17 protein-coding genes and 1 pseudogene are annotated in these 20,930 nt (G+C 64.1%); 8 read left to right on the forward strand and 10 right to left on the reverse strand.

Annotation, left to right across the window (positions count from 1 at the left end):
- Window positions 1-82: 82 nt before the first annotated feature.
- Together OKW37_RS31405 and OKW37_RS31410 are read left to right on the forward strand one after the other, a co-directional pair.
- Entirely contained in the window at window positions 83-1,255 is a 1,173-nt protein-coding gene (locus tag OKW37_RS31405; protein ID WP_429403240.1) for a hypothetical protein, read from the forward strand.
- A 256-nt stretch (window positions 1,256-1,511) separates the two neighbouring features.
- Window positions 1,512-2,585 (forward strand): TAXI family TRAP transporter solute-binding subunit, encoded by a 1,074-nt coding sequence (locus OKW37_RS31410; RefSeq protein WP_187629790.1) that lies wholly within the window; start codon window positions 1,512-1,514, stop codon window positions 2,583-2,585.
- 45 nt (window positions 2,586-2,630) lie between these two features.
- Here OKW37_RS31410 and OKW37_RS31415 read toward each other — a convergent pair whose 3' ends face one another.
- A complete protein-coding gene (locus tag OKW37_RS31415) occupies window positions 2,631-4,070 on the reverse strand; it encodes a PLP-dependent aminotransferase family protein (protein ID WP_429403241.1) in 1,440 nt (479 codons plus the stop codon).
- Window positions 4,071-4,181: 111 nt separating this feature from the next.
- Between OKW37_RS31415 and OKW37_RS31420 the strand changes: the two genes are divergently transcribed.
- From OKW37_RS31420 to OKW37_RS31430, 3 genes and pseudogenes are all read left to right on the forward strand, one after another.
- Window positions 4,182-5,069, forward strand: a complete 888-nt coding sequence (locus OKW37_RS31420; protein ID WP_184008450.1) for a DMT family transporter — start codon at window positions 4,182-4,184, stop codon at window positions 5,067-5,069.
- Between the two features lie 156 nt (window positions 5,070-5,225).
- Window positions 5,226-5,594 (forward strand): annotated as a pseudogene (locus tag OKW37_RS31425) (hypothetical protein); the annotation flags it as partial.
- Between the two features lie 76 nt (window positions 5,595-5,670).
- Window positions 5,671-6,258: an N-acetyltransferase family protein gene (locus tag OKW37_RS31430; protein WP_429403242.1), complete on the forward strand. Its 588-nt coding sequence runs from the start codon at window positions 5,671-5,673 to the stop codon at window positions 6,256-6,258.
- Here the strand turns inward: OKW37_RS31430 and OKW37_RS31435 are convergent.
- The 8 genes from OKW37_RS31435 to garD form a co-directional block, all read right to left on the reverse strand.
- Window positions 6,255-6,809, reverse strand: coding sequence for a putative glycolipid-binding domain-containing protein (locus OKW37_RS31435; RefSeq protein ID WP_026225863.1), 555 nt, complete (start codon window positions 6,807-6,809; stop codon window positions 6,255-6,257). The two genes, OKW37_RS31430 and OKW37_RS31435, sit on opposite strands and share 4 nt — an antisense overlap.
- 250 nt (window positions 6,810-7,059) lie before the next feature.
- Window positions 7,060-8,271 (reverse strand): porin, encoded by a 1,212-nt coding sequence (locus OKW37_RS31440; RefSeq protein WP_090806074.1) that lies wholly within the window; start codon window positions 8,269-8,271, stop codon window positions 7,060-7,062.
- A 77-nt stretch (window positions 8,272-8,348) separates the two neighbouring features.
- Window positions 8,349-9,701, reverse strand: a complete 1,353-nt coding sequence (locus tag OKW37_RS31445) for a TRAP transporter large permease (protein WP_429403243.1) — start codon at window positions 9,699-9,701, stop codon at window positions 8,349-8,351.
- A gap of 13 nt (window positions 9,702-9,714) precedes the next feature.
- Window positions 9,715-10,224 carry a TRAP transporter small permease gene (locus OKW37_RS31450; RefSeq protein WP_429403244.1) on the reverse strand — a complete coding sequence of 170 codons (510 nt, stop codon included), beginning with the start codon at window positions 10,222-10,224 and terminating at the stop codon, window positions 9,715-9,717.
- A gap of 177 nt (window positions 10,225-10,401) precedes the next feature.
- On the reverse strand, window positions 10,402-11,394 hold the full coding sequence (locus tag OKW37_RS31455) for a TRAP transporter substrate-binding protein (protein ID WP_184067071.1): 993 nt from the start codon (window positions 11,392-11,394) through the stop codon (window positions 10,402-10,404).
- Window positions 11,395-12,006: 612 nt separating this feature from the next.
- On the reverse strand, window positions 12,007-12,936 hold the full coding sequence (locus OKW37_RS31460; protein ID WP_429403245.1) for an SMP-30/gluconolactonase/LRE family protein: 930 nt from the start codon (window positions 12,934-12,936) through the stop codon (window positions 12,007-12,009).
- Entirely contained in the window at window positions 12,933-13,799 is an 867-nt protein-coding gene (locus OKW37_RS31465; protein WP_429403246.1) for an NAD-dependent epimerase/dehydratase family protein, read from the reverse strand. Before OKW37_RS31465 ends, OKW37_RS31460 begins: the two co-directional genes overlap by 4 nt.
- A gap of 100 nt (window positions 13,800-13,899) precedes the next feature.
- On the reverse strand, window positions 13,900-15,489 hold the full coding sequence (garD, locus tag OKW37_RS31470) for a galactarate dehydratase (RefSeq protein WP_184067062.1): 1,590 nt from the start codon (window positions 15,487-15,489) through the stop codon (window positions 13,900-13,902).
- A 255-nt stretch (window positions 15,490-15,744) separates the two neighbouring features.
- Here garD and kdgD point away from each other — a divergent pair, with 255 nt between their 5' ends.
- The 3 genes from kdgD (at window position 15,745) to OKW37_RS31485 (ending at window position 19,176) form a co-directional block, all read left to right on the forward strand.
- A complete protein-coding gene (kdgD, locus tag OKW37_RS31475; protein ID WP_090806087.1) occupies window positions 15,745-16,662 on the forward strand; it encodes a 5-dehydro-4-deoxyglucarate dehydratase in 918 nt (305 codons plus the stop codon).
- A 190-nt stretch (window positions 16,663-16,852) separates the two neighbouring features.
- Complete coding sequence (locus OKW37_RS31480) at window positions 16,853-18,211, forward strand: MFS transporter (RefSeq protein WP_429403247.1); 1,359 nt, start codon at window positions 16,853-16,855, stop codon at window positions 18,209-18,211.
- Window positions 18,212-18,432: 221 nt separating this feature from the next.
- Entirely contained in the window at window positions 18,433-19,176 is a 744-nt protein-coding gene (locus OKW37_RS31485; RefSeq protein WP_090806091.1) for a FadR/GntR family transcriptional regulator, read from the forward strand.
- 143 nt (window positions 19,177-19,319) lie between these two features.
- Here OKW37_RS31485 and OKW37_RS31490 read toward each other — a convergent pair whose 3' ends face one another.
- Window positions 19,320-20,903 (reverse strand): aldehyde dehydrogenase (NADP(+)), encoded by a 1,584-nt coding sequence (locus OKW37_RS31490; protein ID WP_429403248.1) that lies wholly within the window; start codon window positions 20,901-20,903, stop codon window positions 19,320-19,322.
- Window positions 20,904-20,930 lie beyond the last annotated feature (27 nt).

The raw sequence follows: 20,930 nt of genomic DNA on the forward strand, positions 1-20,930 counted from the left end.
TGATTCCGCGGACAAGGCTCCTGCCTCTACACGATCCGAAGCATGCCTTTACGGCATCGTTTTCCAAAGGTGGGTCCACGGCATGTCCACCCAGACAGCAACCGGCCAAACTTTCCCCACGCCCTGCAAACGCTGCGGTGGCGCACTGTACCGACAAGTCGACGCCTGCCCCTACTGTGGCGCTGCGCATCCGTTCGACCAGGACGATCCGCACATCCGCACCGGTATTCCAGGCAGCCGTGCGAGCGCCACGCACAAGCCCCTGCCCCGTTTCGACGACGAACTCGGCAGACGGGACGAGCCCGCCATCGCCGCTGCCGCGATGGCGTCCGAACCCCTGTTGCAGACCGAGCCGGTCATGCACACGGCGCTCGTGTCGACCGACACCACTATCCCACCTTACGAAGATCCGATGTATGCGCCGCCCAACACTGCGCAGACGATCTGGCGCGTGCTGTACGTGATCGGCGCGGTTGTCGCAATCGGCCTGACGTATGTCGCTTATACGCTATTCAGCGACGGCGGCGAATCGGAGGATCAAGGCGTGGAGCAGATTACGCCGGATGCCAGAACAACGACCGGCATGATCGCGCCGCTTGTGTCCGCCCCGGTGATTGCTCAAGCACAGACCATGCACGCGCCGGCCGCGGCCAAGCCTGCGCCACCGCCCGTGACCGCACTGGCGGCGAAGCCCGCGCCCGTCGTGCCCGCGGCTCCTGTCATTCCAGCAACACCAGCCGCGCCGCCGATGGCCGCGACGCCCATGCGGCCCGCGCCGCAATTCCACGACGCCGGACAAGCATTGCAGGTCGCGAAGACAGCGTTCCGCGCGAACGATCTGTCCGCCGCCCAAGCCTCTCTCGCCGCCGCGCAAACGTTACAACCCGGAAACAGCGACGCGCAGGGTCTGGCCGATCAGATGCGGCCGCTCGTCCAGCGTCGCGATACTGCGCTACAGGCCGCGCAGGCCTGCGTCGCGCAGCAGTCGTGGCCGTGCGCGCGTCAGCATGCGAACGAGGCGCTCGCGATCGACAGCGGCAACGACGCGGCGAAAGTGATCCTCGAGCGCGTCATTCGCGAGACCGGCTGGGCGCCGCTGACTCCGCCGCATGCGGCGACGACGGATGCCGCGCCGGGCGCGCCGCAAGCGCAAGCGCAGGCACCGCTGCCCGTCGGCATGCAAGCGCACGGCGAACCGGTCGTGACTGCAACGAACGTCGGCGTCGTGAGAACCGTGACGCCGCGGAGCAACTAGCGCTCACGCGCGACGCGACGGTCCGAACCGGGTCCCGGAGACGCAAACTGCTGCGCCGTCGCGCAAAAACATTGCTTCGCATACCAGATCAAATGGCCGCCGTCTGTGCCGATTCGCACATTATCGTGCGTCCTCTGAGCGGAAACAGACAGAGCGACCCTGGCAGCAGTTTGAACATGACATGGCAACCGGATCACTGGTGCTTCCACGCGCCACGCGTGAAGCGGGATCAACCTGACCGATAGGTAGAAAGATCATGCTGAAGAGACTCCTCGCGGGCTGGCTGGGCCTGGTGGTACTGGTCGTATGTTCGCTGGCCGGCGCGGAACCGGCGCACTACAAGATCGTCACCGGGCCGGAGCGCGGCACATATATCCAGATCGGCAATGACCTGTCGAAATGGGTGGCCCAGCCGGTTGGCATCGACCTCGAAGTGGTGGCGTCGAAAGGCTCGGCCGAAAACGTGCAGCGCATGCGTTTCGAGCCCGGCGTGAAGCTCGCGCTCGTGCAGTCCGACGTGTACCAGGCGTTCATCGACATGGCCAACTCGGGCAACCCCGATGCGGGCACGACGATCCGGCCGCTGCGACTGATCATGCCGCTCTACGACGAGGAAATTAACGTCGTCGTACGGGCGGATTCGCCGCTGAAAACGCTCGCCGACATCAAGGACAAGACCATCAGCGTCGGCCTGCTAGGCAGCGGCACCGCGCAGTCGGCGACGACGCTCTATCGCCTGATGTTCGGCCAGCCGATTCCGGAGCAGAACGTCGTGCATCTGAGCAACGAGGACGCGCTCGCCGCGCTGATCGTGAAGAAGATCGACGTCGCGATCATCGTGGTCGGGCAGCCGGCAAAGCTGTTCAACGACATGAAACCCGACCTGCTGTCACAGTTGCGTCTGTTGCCCGTCGATCCCAACGCGCCGGAGACGAACCGCGCGAAGCAGACCTACTTTCCGACTACGATCCACCAAAGCAGCTACCCAGGCTGGTTGAAGGAAGACGTGCCGGGTCTGACCGTCAAAGCGTTTCTGGTCACCTACGATTACGGCTTGCGCGACACAGTCAGCAATCTGAATCATTTCGCCGACTCGTTGTGCGCGAACTTCGACAATCTGCAGGAGCATGGCCATCCGAAATGGAAACAGGTGAAGCTCGAATTGCCGACGCTCGTTCGTGGGTGGAAGTACTACGGTCCGGTCGAGAAGCATCTGCGCGCGTGTCTCGCGAACCGCAGCGCGGCGATGAGCGCGGCGGCCGCGCAACCCGCGCCGAAACCGCACACGCCTTGCTCGGAAGAAGAACGGATGCTTCTGCTGTGCAAATAACGCTGTAGCGGGGGACCGCGAACGCCTGCTTCGCCTGAGTTCGTCTCAGACCCGCTCGCGCCCCGCGCCGGCCGACACCGTGCACGCTTGCATCGCCCGTTGCAATGCCTCGTACACCTTCGGGCGATTGCATTGCGACACGTTGAAACGCAGAAAGCCCGCCGCCGCTTGCGACGCGCTGAACACGTTGCCCGGCGCGAACACGACGCCCGCCGTCAGCGCATGACGGGCGATGTCGGCGGCATCGAGCGCCCCGGGCAAGCGCGCCCACACGAACAGGCCCGCGCGCGGCCGTGTCCAGATATCGAGGCCCGCATAGCCGAGACGCCTGATGGTCTCTCCCATCGCATCGGCCAGCTTCGCGCGCATCGCCTCTAGATGACGCCGATAGGTACCGTCGACGAGCATCCGATGCACGACGCTCGCCGCGAGCTGACCATTGCCGAACGATGTCGCGAGCTTCAGATCGATCAACGGCTCGACCCATTCGGCGCGTGCCGCAATATAGCCGCAGCGCACCGCCGCCGACAGCGTCTTCGAAAAGCTGCCGATCGACACGACGCGCGCGAGGCCGTCGAATGCGGCAAGGCGCGGCGCGGCTTCGTCTTCGAAGTCCGCGAAGATGTCGTCCTCGACGATCAGCAGATCGTGCTCGCCGGCGAGCTTCAGCAGCCGGTGCGCGACGGCCGGCGCGAGCGTCGCGCCGGTCGGATTGTGGATCGCCGAGTTCGTCACGTAGAGCCGCGGACGCTGCTCGACCAGAACGCGCTCGAACGCCGCGAGATCCGGTCCTTGCGGCGTGTACGGCACGCTCGCGATCCGCACGCGATGCGCGCGCAACAACGCCTGAAAATTGAAATAGCAAGGATCGTCGATCAGCACCGTGTCGCCGGGTTCGAGCAGGAAGCGGCACACGAGATCGAGCGCATGGGTGCCGCCGTCGGTCAGCAGGATCTGCTCGGGCGGCGCATCGACCCCGTGCGCGGAAAGCCGCCACGCAAGCTGCTGACGCAGCGCGGGCAAGCCCGCCGGGCTCGCGTAATCCGCGAGCAGCGATTGCGGATCACGGGCGACCGCGCGCAGCGCGCGCCGCACGCCATCTTCCGGCAACCACGAAGCCGGCATCCAGCCGCAGCCGGGCTTCAGCGCTTTCGAGCCGGTCTCCAGCGACTGCCGCGTGAGCCACAGCGGATCGACCTCGCGATCGAGCCGCGGCCCGAGATCGGCGAGCGCGAGCGGCGGCGCATGGCCCGACACGAAGAAGCCCGAGCCGCGCCGCGCGATGATCACCCCTTCCGCAACGAGACGGTCGTAGCCTTCCACCACGGTCGACTTGGACACGCCGAGCGTGTCGGTCATCGCGCGAATCGACGGCACGCGGGCGCCCGGCATCAGCGAGCGGCTCGCGATACGCTCCCGCAGATTGTTCATCACGAGGCCGACACGCGTGCCCGGCACCGTCTCGTTGTTCTCGTTTTCCGCCATCTGTACTGCTCCCATGTTCGGTACAGTTTGTACGAACTGTACTGATCTGTAGCTTAACGTTTACGGCCGCGGCGCGCACCATGAGACTCTTTCAGCGCAGGGATGTTTGCCATGGACAAAACCACCAACGGCTGGCTCAGCGGTTTCGCGGGCGTGCTGATTTTCAGCGGCTCGCTGCCGGCCACGCGGCTTGCCGTGCAGGGCCTCGATCCGGTGTTTCTGACCGTGGCGCGCGCGACGATCGCGGGCATCCTTGGTCTGCTGCTGTTGCTGGTGTTCCGCGAGACCCGCCCGGAGCGGCGCGATCTGCTGCCGCTCGTCGTGGTCGCGCTCGGCGTCGTGGTCGGCTTTCCTTTGCTGACCGCGCTCGCGCTGCGTCATGTGAGCGCCGCGCATGCGGTCGTGTTCATCGGCCTGCTGCCGCTCGCCACCGCGATCTTCGGAGTGTTGCGCGGCGGCGAGCGGCCGCAGCCGGCGTTCTGGCTGTTCTCGGCGCTCGGCAGCGCGGCGGTGGCCGCGTTCGCGCTGCGTCACGGCATCGACGCCTCGCCGCTCGGCGACGCGCTGATGCTCGCGGCGATCGTCGTGTGCGGGCTGGGCTACGCGGAAGGCGCGCGGTTGTCGCGTCATCTCGGCGGCTGGCAGGTGATTTCGTGGGCGCTCGTGCTGTCGCTGCCGTTGATGCTGCCGCTCGCATGGTGGACGCGGCCCGTGTCGTTCGACGGTGTCGGCGCCGCCGCGCTGTGGGGACTCGCGTACGTGTCGCTGTTCAGCATGCTGATCGGCTTCGTGTTCTGGTATCGCGGGCTCGCGCTCGGCGGCATCGCGGCGGTCGGCCAACTGCAGCTGCTGCAGCCGTTTTTCGGGCTGCTGCTCGCCGGCGTGCTGCTGCACGAGCAGGTACCGCCATCGATGATCATCGTCACCGTGATCGTGGTCGCCTGCGTGGCTGGCGCACGGCATTTTTCGCGCGCCGCGCCGGTGCGGCGGCCGGTCTGACGCGGCTCGACCGTCGCACGGCGAACAGACTTTTTCAGGATCGAATTGCGCGAGCCGTGGATCGATCTGTCATCATTTCGCAGATTGGCACAACCAGCGCCCCGCGCCGCGTTCCGTCGTGGCCCGAGCGACTGCGCGCAAACCGTTGAGCTTCATGAACCGAGCGTCGCTGACGGCTCCTCGCCGCGCGACGCCGCGCTCGCCCAATCGCTCGAACTCGAGATCGGCGCGATCCGGCACGTGTATGAACTCGCGCGCTCGCCGGCCTTCGCGCGCGTCGCCGAGCGCATGGCGAACGCCGATGCGGTCTACATCCTCGGCATCCAATCGACGCGCGGCATCAGCAACGCGTTCTACAGCTATCTCGAATACATCCGCCCGCGCGTGTTCTATTCGGACGGCATGTCGGGTTCCTACGTCGATTCGCTGATCTCAGCGGTCGTCGAACGGCGTGGACCGGCTATCGACGAACGCGTGGCGCGTAATCGCGAGCTGCAGAGCGAGTTCGATCAATTCGATCTTTGACCCGCTTCAAATCCGCCCCGGCGACAGGCATAGTGAAGACTTCCGCCAAACTGCGCCCGCCACGACAGGACCCCGCATGAGTTCACCCCGCCCTCCGCTCGACGCCCCGCTGATCCGCGACGCCAGCGAAGCCGACCTCCCCGCGATCCAGGCGATCTACGCGCATCACGTGCTGACCGGTGTCGCGTCGTTCGAAGAAACCCCGCCGTCCGTCGACGATCTGCGCGCGCGGCTCGCAAGCGTGCGCAGCCACGGACTGCCATATATGGTCGCGGAGATCGACGGCGACGTGGCCGGCTATTGCTATGCGACGCCGTATCGCCCGCGCGCCGCCTATCGCCACACGATCGAAGACTCAATCTACGTCAACGACGCGTATCGCGGACGCGGCATCGGACGCGTGCTGCTGCAGGCGCTGATCGAACGTTGCGAGACCGGACCGTGGCGTCAGATGATCGCAGTGATCGCCGATGGCGGCAGCGGCGGCTCACTGTCGTTGCACGCGCAACTCGGCTTCGAGCTGACCGGCACGTTGAAGGCTGTCGGCTACAAGCACGGCCGCTGGCTCGACACGACGCTGATGCAACGCCCGCTCGGCCGCGGCGCATCGACTGGGCCCGCCGACGAGTCAAACGCAGCAGGCGACGCCGAACGCACAACCTAACGCGCGCGCGGCAAACGCGTGAACAAGGTCGGATAGTCGATCACGAGACCATCGCTATCCACGCGCAAATTGGCGGTGAACTCGCGAAAAATGCCTTCGTAGCGGTACTCGCCATTCAACTCGATGCACGTGTAGGCCTGCTCGGCGCGCGTGACCTGCAAGTCCGGCGTCGAGATATACGCGACTTCGATCGGCTGACGTTCGCCTTGCGCCAGTTGCAGCCGACGGATCGGCAACGTATTGGTGTACGGCGTCGCCGCGATATCGATGTCGATACAGCCTTCGATCGCGCTGAGCGCGAGGCCGTGCCCGTCGTGCCAGTGGCCGTCGCCATCGCCATGCAGCTCCAGTTCGCCACCGCCGACGATCTTCAGCCGCGCGTAGCGCGTGCGCCAGCGCGCGTCGCAGCGCACCGCGTAATGCAGCCCGTACGCCTTGCCGTAGCGCTGCCCGACCACGACGCTTTCAACGGCGAAGCCATCGTCGCGCGCATCGAATACCAGATGTTCGATGCCGTCGCCCTCTTCCGAAGCCCATCGTAATTCACGCATCGGCGTCTCCTCGCGAAACGGCGCAGGAAAGCGCGCCGGGCTCTCATCGTAACGCGAAAGCCCGCGCGCGAGGCAATCCCAACCCAGATCTGGCACCGCTGGCGAGACCAGCGCCTGCGATGCATCAAAATGAAGCATCCAAAAAAAAAAGCTGCGCACGTAATGTGCGCAGCTTTGCGAGACACACGACGCGAAAAAAACGCGTCGATGTGGCGGCAAAACAACGTGCCGCCACGTATTCAGTAACTGTTTAGAACTTGTGGATGATACCCACGCCAACCGCGGTCTGGCTGCGCGACGAGGACGGCGAACCGTTCTGGCCGTCACCGATGCTTGCCACTGCGTTGATGATGGACTTGCCGTTGCCCGACAGCGTCTGGCCGCTAGCGCGCTGATACGCTTCGAGTGCGTACAGGCCGGTGCGCTTGGACAGCGAGTAGTACTGCGACAGGTTGAACTGGCTGTAGCTAGCCGTGCTCTGAATGCCGTTCGACGACGTTGCACGGGTGTAGCTATAGCCAGCGGCCAGGTCCAGCACCGAGATCGGCTTCCAGTGCAGCACTGCGCCACCGGTATTCCAGATCTGCGTGTCGTGGAACAGCGAAGCCTGGCCCGCGGCGTATTGAACGTTCGAGTATGCGAACGAAACGTCCCACTGCGAGTTGAACGCGTAACCACCCGTCACCGCAATGCGCTGCTGCTTCGCTGCGGTCTGGAAGCCGTTGTTGATTGCCGAGACGGACGGCTGAGCGCCGTTGTTCGACGCCGTGGAATTCCACGCGGGGGTGCCAACGGTCGCCGCGTTGTCAATGCGCTGGATACCTGCCGCGAGACCGATCGGGCCGTTCAGGTACTGTGCCGCAACGCTCCAGGTTTGGCCGGCTGCGAAGCTGCCCGCGTTGCCGCCCAGTGCGTACGAACCGCTAACCGTCAGACCGGCAAAGCTCGGCGACGTATAAACCAGTTGGTTGTTCACCCGGAACGTCGTATCCAGCGAGTCGATATCACCCGGGTGCGCACCGTATGCACCGGTCAGCCACGTGGTCGGGCTATACGGCGAGAGCAGCGTGTAGTACGAGGTGTACCCGCGGCCTGCCGTCACCGTACCGAACTGAGCGTTCGTCAGACCGACCCATGCCTGGCGGTTGAATGCCAGACCCGACACACTTTGCGCGCCAGTTGCGCTGTTAAAGCCTTCTTCCAACTGGAAAATCGTCTTCGTGCCGCCACCCAGATCTTCCGAGCCCTTCAAACCGAAACGGCTGCCTGCCCAGATGCCGTTGATCATCTTGACTTGCGAGTTGCCAGCGACGGTCTGCGGTTTCGCCGCCGTGGTCAGCGACGCCGAACTGTTCTGCCAACCCAGGCCCGTATCGACGATACCGTAAAGCGTCACGCTGCTTTGCGCATGTGCGCCCAGGGCGACCAACCCCAAGGCAGAAGCTAAGAGAGTCTTTTTCATTGTTACTCCTCTGTTAAAAACTTTCTAATGCGGCCTATGCGAGCGCCGCTGAGTGTGGGTAAGACGTTTTATTTGGATCAGAACACCGGGTGACCGTTGATGATGCTCGGCAACCAGGTCGAGAACCACGGGACATAGGTGACAATATTGATGGCCGAGAAGATAGCGAGGTAATACGGCCAAGCCACCTTAGTAGTTTCCCCTATCGACACATTGCCAATTGCGCAACCAATGAACTGCACCGAGCCAATCGGCGGATGCACGAGACCCAATGCGCAGTTCAGCAGAATCATGATGCCGAACTGAACCGGGCCCACCCCGTTGTGCATGGCCATCGGCAGGAACAGCGGGGTTGTGATCAGGATGTGCGCCGCCATGTCGACGAACGTACCGAGGAACACCTGAATCACGTTGATGTACAACAACATCAGCCACGGCAGCGAGGTCGCGCCGTCGAGCATGCGCTCGATCGCCTCCGGGATCTCCAGATAGGCCATCTGGTAGCGCAGCATGTTCGACACACCGATCAGCAGCAGCACCACGCCGGTCGTTTTCGCGGCCTTGCCGAGCGCATGGCCGAGCTTCTTCATCGACAGCGAGCGATACACGACGATGGTCAATATCAGCGAATAACCCACGGCGATTGCGGCCGCCTCCGTCGCGGTGGCGATACCGCGCGCCACGCAGAACAGAATGATCGCGATGACCATCAGACCCGGCACCGCGCCGACAAACGTACGCAGCACCGCCATCCAGCCCGGGAAACGCTGCAGTTCGGTCGACCCGTCGGGACGGCGCGGATAGCCGAACTTGACAGCCTGCCAGTAAGCGGCGATCAGCACGAGGCCCATCACCCACAGCACCGGCAACAGACCCGAGAACAGCAGATCGCCGATCGACACGCCGCTCATCTGCTTGCCGTTCAGCACGCCGCTCACGCCTTGCGCGGCGAACGCGTAGATGATCATGTTGGTCGACGTCGGCATCAGCGCGCCGGCGAGCGACGAGTGCGTGGTCACGTTGACCGCGTATGCGGCGCTATAACCTTCGCGCTTCATCAGCGGGATCACGACGCCGCCCATGGCCGACGTATCCGCGGTCGGCGAACCCGACACGCCGCCGAACAGCGTACAGGCGACCACGTTGGCCATGCCGAGGCCACCGCGGAAATGGCCGACCGAGGCCTGCGCGAAACGCAGGATGCGGTCAGCGATGCCGCCGTGGAGCATCAGCTCGCCGGAGAAGATGAAGAACGGGACCGCGAGGAACGAGAAACCGTTCATGCCCGAGATCATCGACTGCATCGCGGTCGCGGTCGGCAAGCCTTCGAACAGGTACGTCAGAACGCAGGACAGGCCCAACGCGAATGAAACCGGAACCCCGAGGAAGAGGAAGATTAGAAAACTGGCGGTAAGAAGGGCAAGTTCCATGATGGTTCTACTTTTATTCCGTGGCGGAGAGTTCGAGCACCGGCTCTTCCCGTTTCCCCGCGAAGAGCTCGAGCAGATGCTCGATCGAGAACAACGCGATGCACACACTCGCGAAGATCGGGATGCAGTAGCGCACGCCTTCAGGCACGCCGATGATCGGAATGCGATCGCCCATCGTGGTTTCCGCCATCTCGAGGCAACCGACGAAGACCGCCACCGCGAAAGCGACCAGACACAGGTGCTGAATCCCTTTCGCGATCACCTGGCCTTTCTCGGGCAATTTCTTGACGAGCGAGTCGAGTCCGATGTGACCGCCCTCGCGAACCTTCAGCGCGGCGCCGAACATCGCGATCAGGATCACCAGCAACAATGCGATGGGCTCAACGAAATCGGGCGCGTCGCTAAACACGTAGCGCATCACCACGCTATAAATCACGAGCAGGCAAAGTACGGCGAGGCTAAGCGACGCCACGACCAGCAGCACGCGAAAAAGAAAATCATTTGGGCGTTTCAGGAAACTCATGACCCTGTCCTTGCTTACGACCGACCTGTGCTTGAGATTCAGCCGTCCCGATGCGACACGATCCGCACGCGCGCGCGAAATCGCGCGGCGGAAGGTCTCGCGAGTTTCCTCGCGGGACCATTCACGCCGCTGTTGCGACAAGCGTTGCTATTGCTGATTGCGTCCGGGACGCGTGACTTACTTGATTGCTTCGATCTCGTCGACGATCTGCTTCATTTGCGGGGTCTTTTCGTACTTCGCCCACACAGGCTGCATCACCTTCACGAAAGCCGCGCGGTCGATCTGCGAAGCCGCGATGACCGTTGCGCCACCCTTCGTGACGGCCTTCTGTGCGTCGGCTTCGCGCGCGGTCCACAGCTTCTCGTAGTAAGGCACCGAGTCAGCCGCGGCCTTCTTGATGATCTGCTGCTCTTGCGGCGACAGCGTGTCCCAAACCTTCTTCGAGAACACCAGCACTTCCGGCGTCATCGAATGCTGGGTCTCCGAGTAGATCTGAGCGACTTCGAAGTGCTTGGTTTCTTCGTACGACGGCAGGTTGTTTTCGGCGCCGTCGACGAGGCCGGTCTTCAGGCCCGTATAGACTTCCGAGAACGGCATCGGGGTCGGCGTGCCGCCCATTGCCTTGATTTCGTCGACCATCAGGTCGGACGGCTGCACGCGGACCTTCAGCCCCTTCATGTCAGCCGGCGACTTGATCGCCTTCTTCGCGTACATCGAGCGTGCGCCGCTCTCGTAGAACGTCAGTGCGATCATGCCCTTCGCGGTGAAGGCGTCGAGGATCTTCTGGCCTTCCGGGCCGTACATGACCTTGCGGAAATGGTCGACGTCGCGGAACAGGAACGGCAGCGACGGGATCATCGATTCCGGCACGATTTCGTTGAACGCAGCACCGTTGGCACGGGCCATGTCGAGCGCGCCGATACGGACCTGGTCGATCGTGTCGTTTTCCGAACCGAGCGCGCTGTTGCCGAACACCTTCACGGAGTCCTTGCCGCCGGTCGCCTTGCTGATCTCCTCGCCCATGTACTTCACGGCCATGTTGGTCGGGAAGGTGTCGCCGTGCACATCGGCGACGCGGAACACGCGCGCTTCAGCCGACATCGTGCTGAACGCCAACGCCGCGGCCGCGACGATCATCGAAATATGGGAAGAGGCAAACTTCTTGTTCATCGTGACATTCCTTGAAAAATAGACCATCCCAGCAACAGCGGATGTGACATGGTTTTGACGCGTCTCCGGCTTCACGCTCACTGCCTTCGCAGGTGCGGGCGTTGGCCGTACTGGCTGTGCGACTTCCCCGGCACAGTTCACCCAGCACTCCAGTCGACAACTCGACTACTTACTTCAATCACGCCGGCCGGCTTCGGACATGCATGCCGCATCGACCGCGGCGGCACGAATGCCTTGAAAACCCACCGAATTGCACTGTCACACGAACACAGAAAGCCATTTGTTTGGACTTATATGTTGTACGACAACATACGAAGTCTATAAAAGGGGTTTTATCTTGTACAGACGGTATTTACCCGCATCAAGAAAAGCGCCGGCACGGATGACCGGCGTGGCATGCCACAGGGTCCCGCGCCGTCCGGCATTGGATGGGGACGGAATCGGTACAGTCTGCGGAGCTGTGGTATTTTTGCTTAAGAAATACGTGCCGGCGTGGTCTTCACACAACACGTTGTACGACGAGTGACAAATAAAGGGCCATACGAATGGTCCTGAAAAATGAAAACGCCGGGAGAAAAACTTCGTCCCGGCGCATGCTTCATGCAAGCAACGTTACAGTTGCCCTGCGAATTCGGGCTCAGGCAGCCCGCTCACGCCGGGCCGCAGCGCGAACACGTGGCCGTCGTGCTCGCTCGCGCCGTTGGCGGGACGAATCGAGGTGACGAACAGCGTATCGAGATCGCGGCCGCCGAACGCGCACATGGCAGGCTTGATGGCCGGCACCGGAACCTGCCGGTCGAGCTTACCCTGCGGCGTAAAACGCAGCAGCAGACCGGCGTCGTTCGCGCAGATCCAGTAGCAGCCGTCGGCATCGACCGCCGCGCCGTCCGGACGGCCCGAATAGTGATGCAGGTCGGCGAACACGCGGCGGTTGCGCGGCTCACCGCTGTCGACGTCGTAGTCGAACGCCCAGATCAGCCGGCGCAGCGGATGCGAGTCGGACAGATACATCGTCGTGCCGTCCGGCGACCAGCCGAGGCCGTTCTGCGTGATCAGCGAATCGACGACCGGCGCTGACAGCACGCCCTTCTCGTCGAAGCGGTACAGCGCGCCGCCCGGGATCGCCGCGGCCATGTCCATCACCATCGTGCCGGCCCAGAAACGCCCTTGCCGGTCGCAGCGGCCGTCGTTGAAACGCATTCCGCCGTGCGGGAATTCAGGCGCCGCGAGCTCGCGCAGCGACGCTGTCAGCGGCTCGCCGCTCGCCGCTTTCGACGCGTCTGCGAGCGAGACCGCGAACAACCCGGTCTCGCAGCCGGCGAGCACGGTGCCGGCGTGATCGAACGCGATGCAGGCAACCTGCTCCGGCAGCAGCCATTCGCTGCGCTGGCCCGTCGCGAGCGAACCGCGCACGATCTTTTTCGCCGGAATGTCGACCCAGTACAGCGCCTGCTCGGCCGCGCGCCAGACCGGGCTTTCACCGGTGGCCGCGGGCAACGGACCGGCCGCTTCGAAGCGCTCCACTTGCGGATTCGCGCTCATTGCTTAGGCTCCCGCTTAGGCTCCGGCTTCGGCTCCCTCGGACCGGCTAGCACGAACGGGCCGCCCTGGTACAGCTGGGTCGGGTCGTCGTAGCGCGTGTCGGGGGCGCTCGGTGGGAACAGGTGTTCGAACTGCGCCGAGCTGTCTTGCGGACGGTAGCCGAGAAACGCGGCGTTCGTGTTGTCGACCCACGAGATGCGGTTGTTCGACACGCCGTAGACGATCGCGTGACCGACGCGGTTCGTGAACAGCGAGCAGCGCACGAGCTCGATGAAATCGCGGTAGCTCAGATACGTGATGAGCATGCGCGCGGTCTTCGGCTGCTCGAACGACGAGCCGATCCGCAAACACACGGTCTCGAGACCGAAGCGGTCGAAGTAGTAGCGCGACAGCGATTCGCCGAAACACTTCGTCACGCCGTACATGCCGTCCGGACGCAGCGGCACTTCGGTATCGAGAACCGACGTGACCGGATGGAAACCCACCGCGTGATTCGAGCTCGCGTAGATGATGCGCTTCGCGCCATGCTTTTGCGCCGACGAGTACACGTTGTAGAGGCCGCGGATGTTCGCTTCGAGCAGGTCTTCGAACGGCGCTTCGACGGAGATGCCGCCGAGATGCACCACCGCGTCCACGCCTTCGAGCAGCGCGTGCACGGCTGCTTCATCGGCGAGATTGACGACGGCCGCTTCCTCGTGCGCGGCGACTTCGCCGAGCGCAGCGATATCGGACACGCGCACGATGTCGGCCCATTGCGCGAGCGCGGGACGCAGTTGCTTGCCGAGGTTGCCCGCGGCGCCCGTGAGCAGCAGACGGCGGAAGGGTTTCTTTGCCGCGGAGCGGTCAACGTTCAAATCGGTCATGTCTCTTTGCTGTTGTGATTGCGAGCGGGTCTTCTGAACGGAAAAGCGAGCGCCGGCTGGACCGGCGCTCGCCCGAGTATTGACGGGGCACGGTGCCTGCTCAGGTCACCGGCGCCGGGTTGAACAGCGTCAACGCATTGTGCAGTCCGAGCTTCTCCGCGCAGGTTTCCTTGCGGCCGCTCGCGACTTCGAGCATCAGGCGGAACAGTTCCCAGCCCACCTCCTCGATGCTGGACTGGCCGGTCGCGATCGTGCCGGCGTTGATGTCCATCAGATCGTGCCAGCGACGCGCGAGGTCCGAACGCGTCGCGACCTTGATGACCGGTACTTCGGCGAGGCTGTACGGCGTGCCGCGGCCGGTCGTGAACACGTGCAGCGTGATGCCCGAGGCGACCTGCAGCGTGCCGCAGATGAAGTCGCTGGCCGGCGTGGCCGCGTAGATCAGGCCCTTCTGGTTGACCTTCTCACCCGGCGACAGCACGCCGGAGATCGCCGAGTTGCCCGACTTGATGATCGAGCCCATCGCCTTTTCGACGATGTTCGAGAGGCCGCCCTTTTTGTTGCCGGGCGTCGTGTTCGCGCTGCGGTCCGCGCCGCCGCGCTTCAGGTAATCGTCGTACCACTGCATCTCGCGGATGATCGCCTGTGCGACGTCCGCATTGGCCGCGCGCGCGGTCAGCTGATCGACGCCGTCGCGCACTTCGGTGACTTCCGAGAACATCACGGTCGCACCGGCGCGCACCAGCAGATCCGTTGCGAATCCGACGGCCGGGTTCGCGGTCAGGCCCGAGAACGCGTCGCTACCGCCGCACTGCACGCCGATCACCAGATCCGACGCCGGACAGGTTTCGCGACGGCGGTTGTTCAGGCGCTTCAGATGCCCTTCGGCCATCCTCATGATCGACGTGATCATCGACTGGAAGCCGACGTGCGATTCGTCCTGCAACACCACGACGTCGCCGTTCTGCTCCAGCGCGACATCACCGATGTCCGCGACGTCGTCGACGACCGCCGCCGCCGCGATCGGAATCGTTCCCGGCGGCATCAGACGCTCGGGCTGCAGCTTCTCGCAGCCGAGGCTCACCATCATCACTTCGCCGCCGAAGTTCGGGTTCAGCGCGATGTTGCGCACGGTGCGGATCGGCACCATCGCGTCGGGCGCGTCGATCGCGACGCCGCAGCCGTAGGTGTGACCGAGGCTGACGACATCGTCGACATTCGGATATTTCGGCAGCAGCTCGGCCTTGATGCGCGTGACCGCGTGTTGCACGACGTCGGCGACGCACTGCACGGTGGTCGTGATCGCGAGGATGTTGCGCGTGCCCACCGAGCCGTCCGAGTTACGGTAGCCCTCGAACGTATAGCCTTCGAGCGGCGGCATGTCCGGCGCTTTGGTGGTGGCGATCGGCAGGTCTTCGAGTCCCGGGGGGCTCGGCATGCGGATCACGTGTTCGTTGATCCAGCTGCCCTTCGGCAGCGGCTTCAGCGCATAACCGATCACGACGTTATAGCGGATGACCTCGTCGCCCTCGGCGAGATCGGCCACCGCGACCTTGTGGCCCTGCGGCACACGCTCGCGCAGCCTGAGGCCATCGGCAAATACCGCGCCCTCGCCCAGACCGCCGTCGTTGACGACGATCGCGACATTGTCATTGGGATGAACGCGGATGTAGAGCGGAGTTTGTTCCATTGATCGATCCTTGAGGCGTGATAGACCTGCTTCGCCATTAATCATACGTCATCCTACAACGTGAAGTTTCGCCCGGATGTTCCGTATTTACCCTATAGCGTGAATTATGCCGTGAAAACCCCGTTGAGTTACCGGATTTGTTGTTGTACGATGACGTATAAGAAATCTGATTTCCAAAGATTTTCTACTAGTACGACGTCCGTTGTACTGGTTGGAACCAACAACGACCCAATCCGACGCCTGGATACTTTGATCATGACGACACCGCAGGAACTCAAGCAGATCGTTTCGGAAGGCCTCCTGTCCTTCCCCGTCACCGACTTCGACGCTAAAGGCGACTTCCGCGCCGACACCTACGCAGAGCGTCTCGAATGGCTCGCTCCGTACGGCGCATCGGCGCTGTTCGTCGCCGGCGGCACGGGCGAATTCTTCTCGCTGACGCAAGACGACTACACGCAAGTAGTCAAGACCGCGGTCGAGGTCTGCAAGGGGAAGGTACCGATCCTCGCCGGCGCCGGCGGCCCGACCCGCGTGGCGATCGCCTACGCGAAGGAAGCGCAGCGCCTCGGCGCGCACGGCATCCTGCTGATGCCGCACTACCTGACCGAAGCAAGCCAGGACGGTATCGCCGAGCACGCCGAAGAGGTCTGCAAGGCTGTTCCGGGCATGGGCATGATCATCTACAACCGCGCGAATTCAAAGCTCAACGCCGACATGCTCGAGCGTCTGGCAGACCGTTGCCCGAACCTGATCGGCTTCAAGGACGGCGTGGGCGAGATCGAAAACATGGTGACGATCCGCCGCCGCCTCGGCGAGCGCTTCTCGTACCTCGGCGGCCTGCCGACCGCGGAAGTCTACGCTGCCGCCTACAAGGCGCTGGGCGTGCCGGTGTACTCGTCGGCGGTGTTCAACTTCATTCCGAAGACCGCGATGGACTTCTACCGCGCGATCGCCGCTGACGACCACGCAACGGTCGGCAAGCTGATCGACGAATTCTTCCTGCCGTACCTGAAGATCCGCAACCGCCGTGCCGGCTACGCGGTCAGCATCGTCAAGGCTGGCGCGAAGCTGGTCGGCCACGACGCAGGTCCGGTGCGCGCACCGCTGACCGATCTGACGCCGGAAGAAATGGAACAGCTCGACGCGCTGATCAAGAAGCTCGGACCGCAGTAAGGCACCGGCGTCAGGGCTTCGAGCGAAGTAGCTCGCGAGCCTCATCGATGAGGGCCGCCTAGACGGCCGCGTGGCGAACGCCCGGCACAGCAACGTCGCCGGGCGTTCGTGTGTTTGCCCGACAGGCAGGTGGTCTGCGGGCCACCCGGTGTGCAGACTACACCTCGCCCGACAATACAGGAGATGACCCATGGACTTGAGCCGCTCGGCCAGTTCCACCGACGCCGCTGCTAGCGCGGCACGCACCAAGGTCCGCTACGGGATCCTGCTGCTGATCTTTGTGATCACCACCCTCAACTACGCCGACCGCGCGACGCTGTCCGTCACCGGTTCCGCAATGCGCACCGCGTTCAGCCTCGACGCGGTCCGCATGGGCTATATCTTTTCCGCATTCAGCTGGGCTTACGTGCTGTCGCAACTGCCGGCAGGCTGGCTGCTCGACCGTTTCGGCGCGCGCCGCGTGTACGCGGCGAGCATCTTCTCGTGGTCGCTATTCACGCTGCTGCAGAGCTCGGTCGGCCTGCTCGGCAGCGCCGGTGCGGCGATTACCGGCCTGTTCGCGCTGCGCTTCGTGATGGGAGCGGCCGAGTCGCCGGCGTTCCCGGCGAACGCGAAGGTCGTCGCGAGCTGGTTCCCGACCAACGAGCGCGGCACCGCGTCGGCGATCTTCAACGCCGCGCAATACTTCGCCGCGGTCGTGTTCACGCCGCTGATGGCGTGGCTCACGCACGCGTTCGGGTGGGAAATGGTCTACGTCGTACTGGGCGTGGCCGGGCTGCTGCTCGCGCTGACGTGGCTGAAGGTCATGAAGAATCCCGCCGACCATCCGCGCGTGTCGCGCGCCGAGCTCGAGTACATCGAGCAAGGCGGCGGCCTCGTCAGCGGTGCGCGCAAGACGCGCCCGGACGATGTTTCGAAGGCCGGCGGCTGGACGCTCGTGCGTCAGTTGCTCAGCAACCGCATGCTGCTCGGCGTCTATCTCGCGCAGTACTGCATCAACGTGCTGACCTACTTCTTCCTGACGTGGTTTCCGATCTACCTCGTGCAGGCGCGCGGCATGACGATCCTGCATGCGGGCCTCGTGGCCTCGCTGCCGGCGATCTGCGGCTTTCTCGGCGGGGTGCTCGGCGGCGTGCTGTCGGACGGAATGATCCGCCGCGGCTGTTCGCTGACCGTCGCGCGCAAGGTGCCGATCGTCGGCGGCATGCTGCTGTCGACCTGCATCATCGGCTGCAACTACGTGTCGACCGACTGGGTCGTCGTCGCGCTGATGTCGCTCGCGTTCTTCGGCAAGGGCATCGGCGCGCTCGGCTGGGCGGTCGTCGCCGATACGTCGCCGAAGGAAGCGCTCGGCTTGTCCGGCGGGATCTTCAACATGTTCGGCAACATCGCCGGCATCGTGACGCCGATCGTGATCGGTTATCTCGTCGCGCGCACGGGCTCGTTCAATGGCGCGCTGGTGTTCGTCGGCGCGAACGCGCTGCTGACCGTGATCAGCTATCTGGTGATCGTCAAGGACATCCGGCGGGTCGAGTTGCGTCCGGCGTGAGCCCGTTATAGGCTGGGTTATCGTCGCGGTTATCGTACTTCCGGCCGACCGACCCGGCGCCTCGCGCGATCTATTCGCGCCGAGGCGCCAAACTTCCGGCCTGCGCCGATATACGTGACATTTGCGCCGGAAACGAGCCGGCCTTCTATAATCAGTCGTCAGACGACGATATAATAAAAATGCACGATTCCCCGCGATCTTTCAAACAAGGAGCGTTTTCGATGGCTACACCACTAGCATCCGCGGCACCGCCACGACGCGCTCGCAATCTTGCCGAGTTCGTCGTCAACTACGTCACCGAGCAGATCGCGGCCAACTTGCTGAAGCCGGGCGACAAACTCCCCACCGAATCGCAGCTGATGAGCACACTCAGCGTGAGCCGCACGGTGATTCGCGAGGCGATCTCGCGCCTGCAGGCAGGCAAGGTCATCGAGACGCGGCACGGCATCGGCAGCTTCGTGCTCGAGCCGCAACGCGAAAAGCTCGGCATCGACATGGTGCCCGCCACCACGCTGCGCGACGTGCTGTGCATTCTGGAGCTGCGCATCAGCCTCGAAACCGAATGCGCCGGTCTCGCCGCGCAACGCGCGAAACCGGACGACCTCGCGCGCATGCGCACCGCGCTCGACGCGATCGAGGCCACGCGCCACAACGGGCTCGACAGCGTGCAGGCCGACCTGCAGTTCCACATCTCGGTCGCACGCGCAACCGGCAACCGCTATTTCGTCGACATACTGTCGCAAATGGGCAGCGCGCTGATTCCGCGCAACCGGCTCGACTCGGCCGGCATCGCGCGCGCCGATCCTGATGCGTATCTGTCGCTCGTGAACCTCGAGCATGAAAGCATCCTCGAGGCGATCAGCCGGCACGACGCCGAAGGCGCACGCGCCGCGATGCGCATGCATCTGTCGAATAGCCGCGAGCGGCTGCGTCGCGCGAATGAAGTGAGCGAAGCGAACAGCTGATTCTCACGAAGCTCGCGGGCGAGAAAAATGGCCGGGAATCTCCCGGCCATTTTTTTTATCTTGCGATTGCGTCCGCCCCTCCCTTCGATCCGCGCCTGGCCGACTGGCCCGGGCACGCATCCGTTCAGGACGGCGTCACGCGATTAACCGCGCGTGAGTTCGCCATCGCGACGACGCCACAGTTCCAGCGGATTGCCGTCAGCCAGCGTTTCCGGCAGCAGCTCGGCCGGGAAGTCCTGGTAGCAGACCGGGCGCAGGAAGCGGTCGATCGACGTGGTGCCGACCGAGGTCGCTCGACTATCCGACGTTGCCGGGAACGGGCCGCCGTGGACCATCGCATGGCACACTTCGACGCCGGTCGGGAAGCCGTTGACCAGAATCCGGCCGGCCTTGCGCTCGAGAATCGGCACCAGCTTCTTCGCAGCCGCCACGTCGGCGCTGTCCATCTGCAGCGTCGCGGTCAGCTGGCCGGCGAAGTGTTCGGCGACCTTCAGCATTTCCTGCTCGTCCTTGCAGCGGATGATCGTCGACACCGGGCCGAATACTTCGTCTTCGAGCGCCGGGTTCGCGAGGAACGTCTGCGCGTCGGTCACGAACAGCGCCGCGCAAGCCTGGGTCGGGCCGGTCGCGGCGACGCCGCGTGCCACGACTTCGACGCCCTTCGTTGCGGCCAGCTTGCCTTCGCCGTCTTCATACGCGGCGTGAATGCCCGAGGTCAGCATGGTCTGCGCCGGCTTCGCCGCGAGCGCTTCCGATGCGGTCGCGACGAAGCCCTTCAGCGCGTCGCTGTCGATCGCGATGGCGAGGCCCGGGTTGGTGCAGAACTGGCCCGCGCCGAGCACGAGCGAGTCGACGAAACCGCGCGCGATGCCGTCGCCGCGTGCCGCAAGAGCGTTGGGCAGCAGGAACACCGGATTGATGCTGCTCATTTCCGCGTACACCGGGATCGGCTCCGGACGCGCCGCCGCGACGCGCATCAGCGAAGTGCCGCCCGCGCGCGAACCGGTGAAGCCGACCGCCTTGATGGCCGGGTGCGCAACCAGTGCCTCGCCGACCGAGTTACCCGCGCCGACGATCATCGAGAACACGCCTTCGGGCAGATCCATTTCCTGCGCGACGCGCTGGATCACGCGACCGACCAGCTCCGACGTGCCGAGGTGAGCGCGATGCGCCTTCACGACGACCGGGCAGCCAGCAGCCAGCGCCGCGGCGGTGTCGCCACCCGCTACCGAGAACGCGAGCGGGAAGTTGCTCGCGCCGAACACCGCGACCGGACCGAGCGCGATCTTCTGCATGCGCAGATCCGAGCGCGGCAGCGGCTTGCGCTCCGGCAGCGGCGAATCGAGCGTAGCGTTGAGCCACTGGCCCGCGCGCACGGTCTGCGCGAACAGCTTCAACTGGCCGGTGGTGCGGCCGCGCTCGCCTTCCAGACGCGCCTTCGGCAGTCCCGATTCAGCCTGCGCACGCTCGATCAGCTCGTCGCCGAGCGCGGTGATGCCGTCAGCGATACGGTCCAGGAACTCGGCGCGCACTGCGAGCGGCAGTTGACGGTAGGCGTCGAACGCCTGTTGCGCGAGCGCGCAGGCCTGCGCGACGTTCTCGACGGTGCCGCTGCCGAACACCGGCTCGGCAATCTCGGAACCCGTGGCAGGATTAAACGCGCGCAGCGGTTTTTCTTCGCCGCGCACGGCTTTGCGACCGATCAGCATTTCGCCGGTAATAGGCATTTTTGACTTTCCTTTAATGAAGGCTGA

This window comes from Paraburkholderia sp. MM5482-R2 (assembly GCF_050436125.1).
Taxonomy (GTDB): Bacteria; Pseudomonadota; Gammaproteobacteria; order Burkholderiales; family Burkholderiaceae; genus Paraburkholderia; species Paraburkholderia tuberum.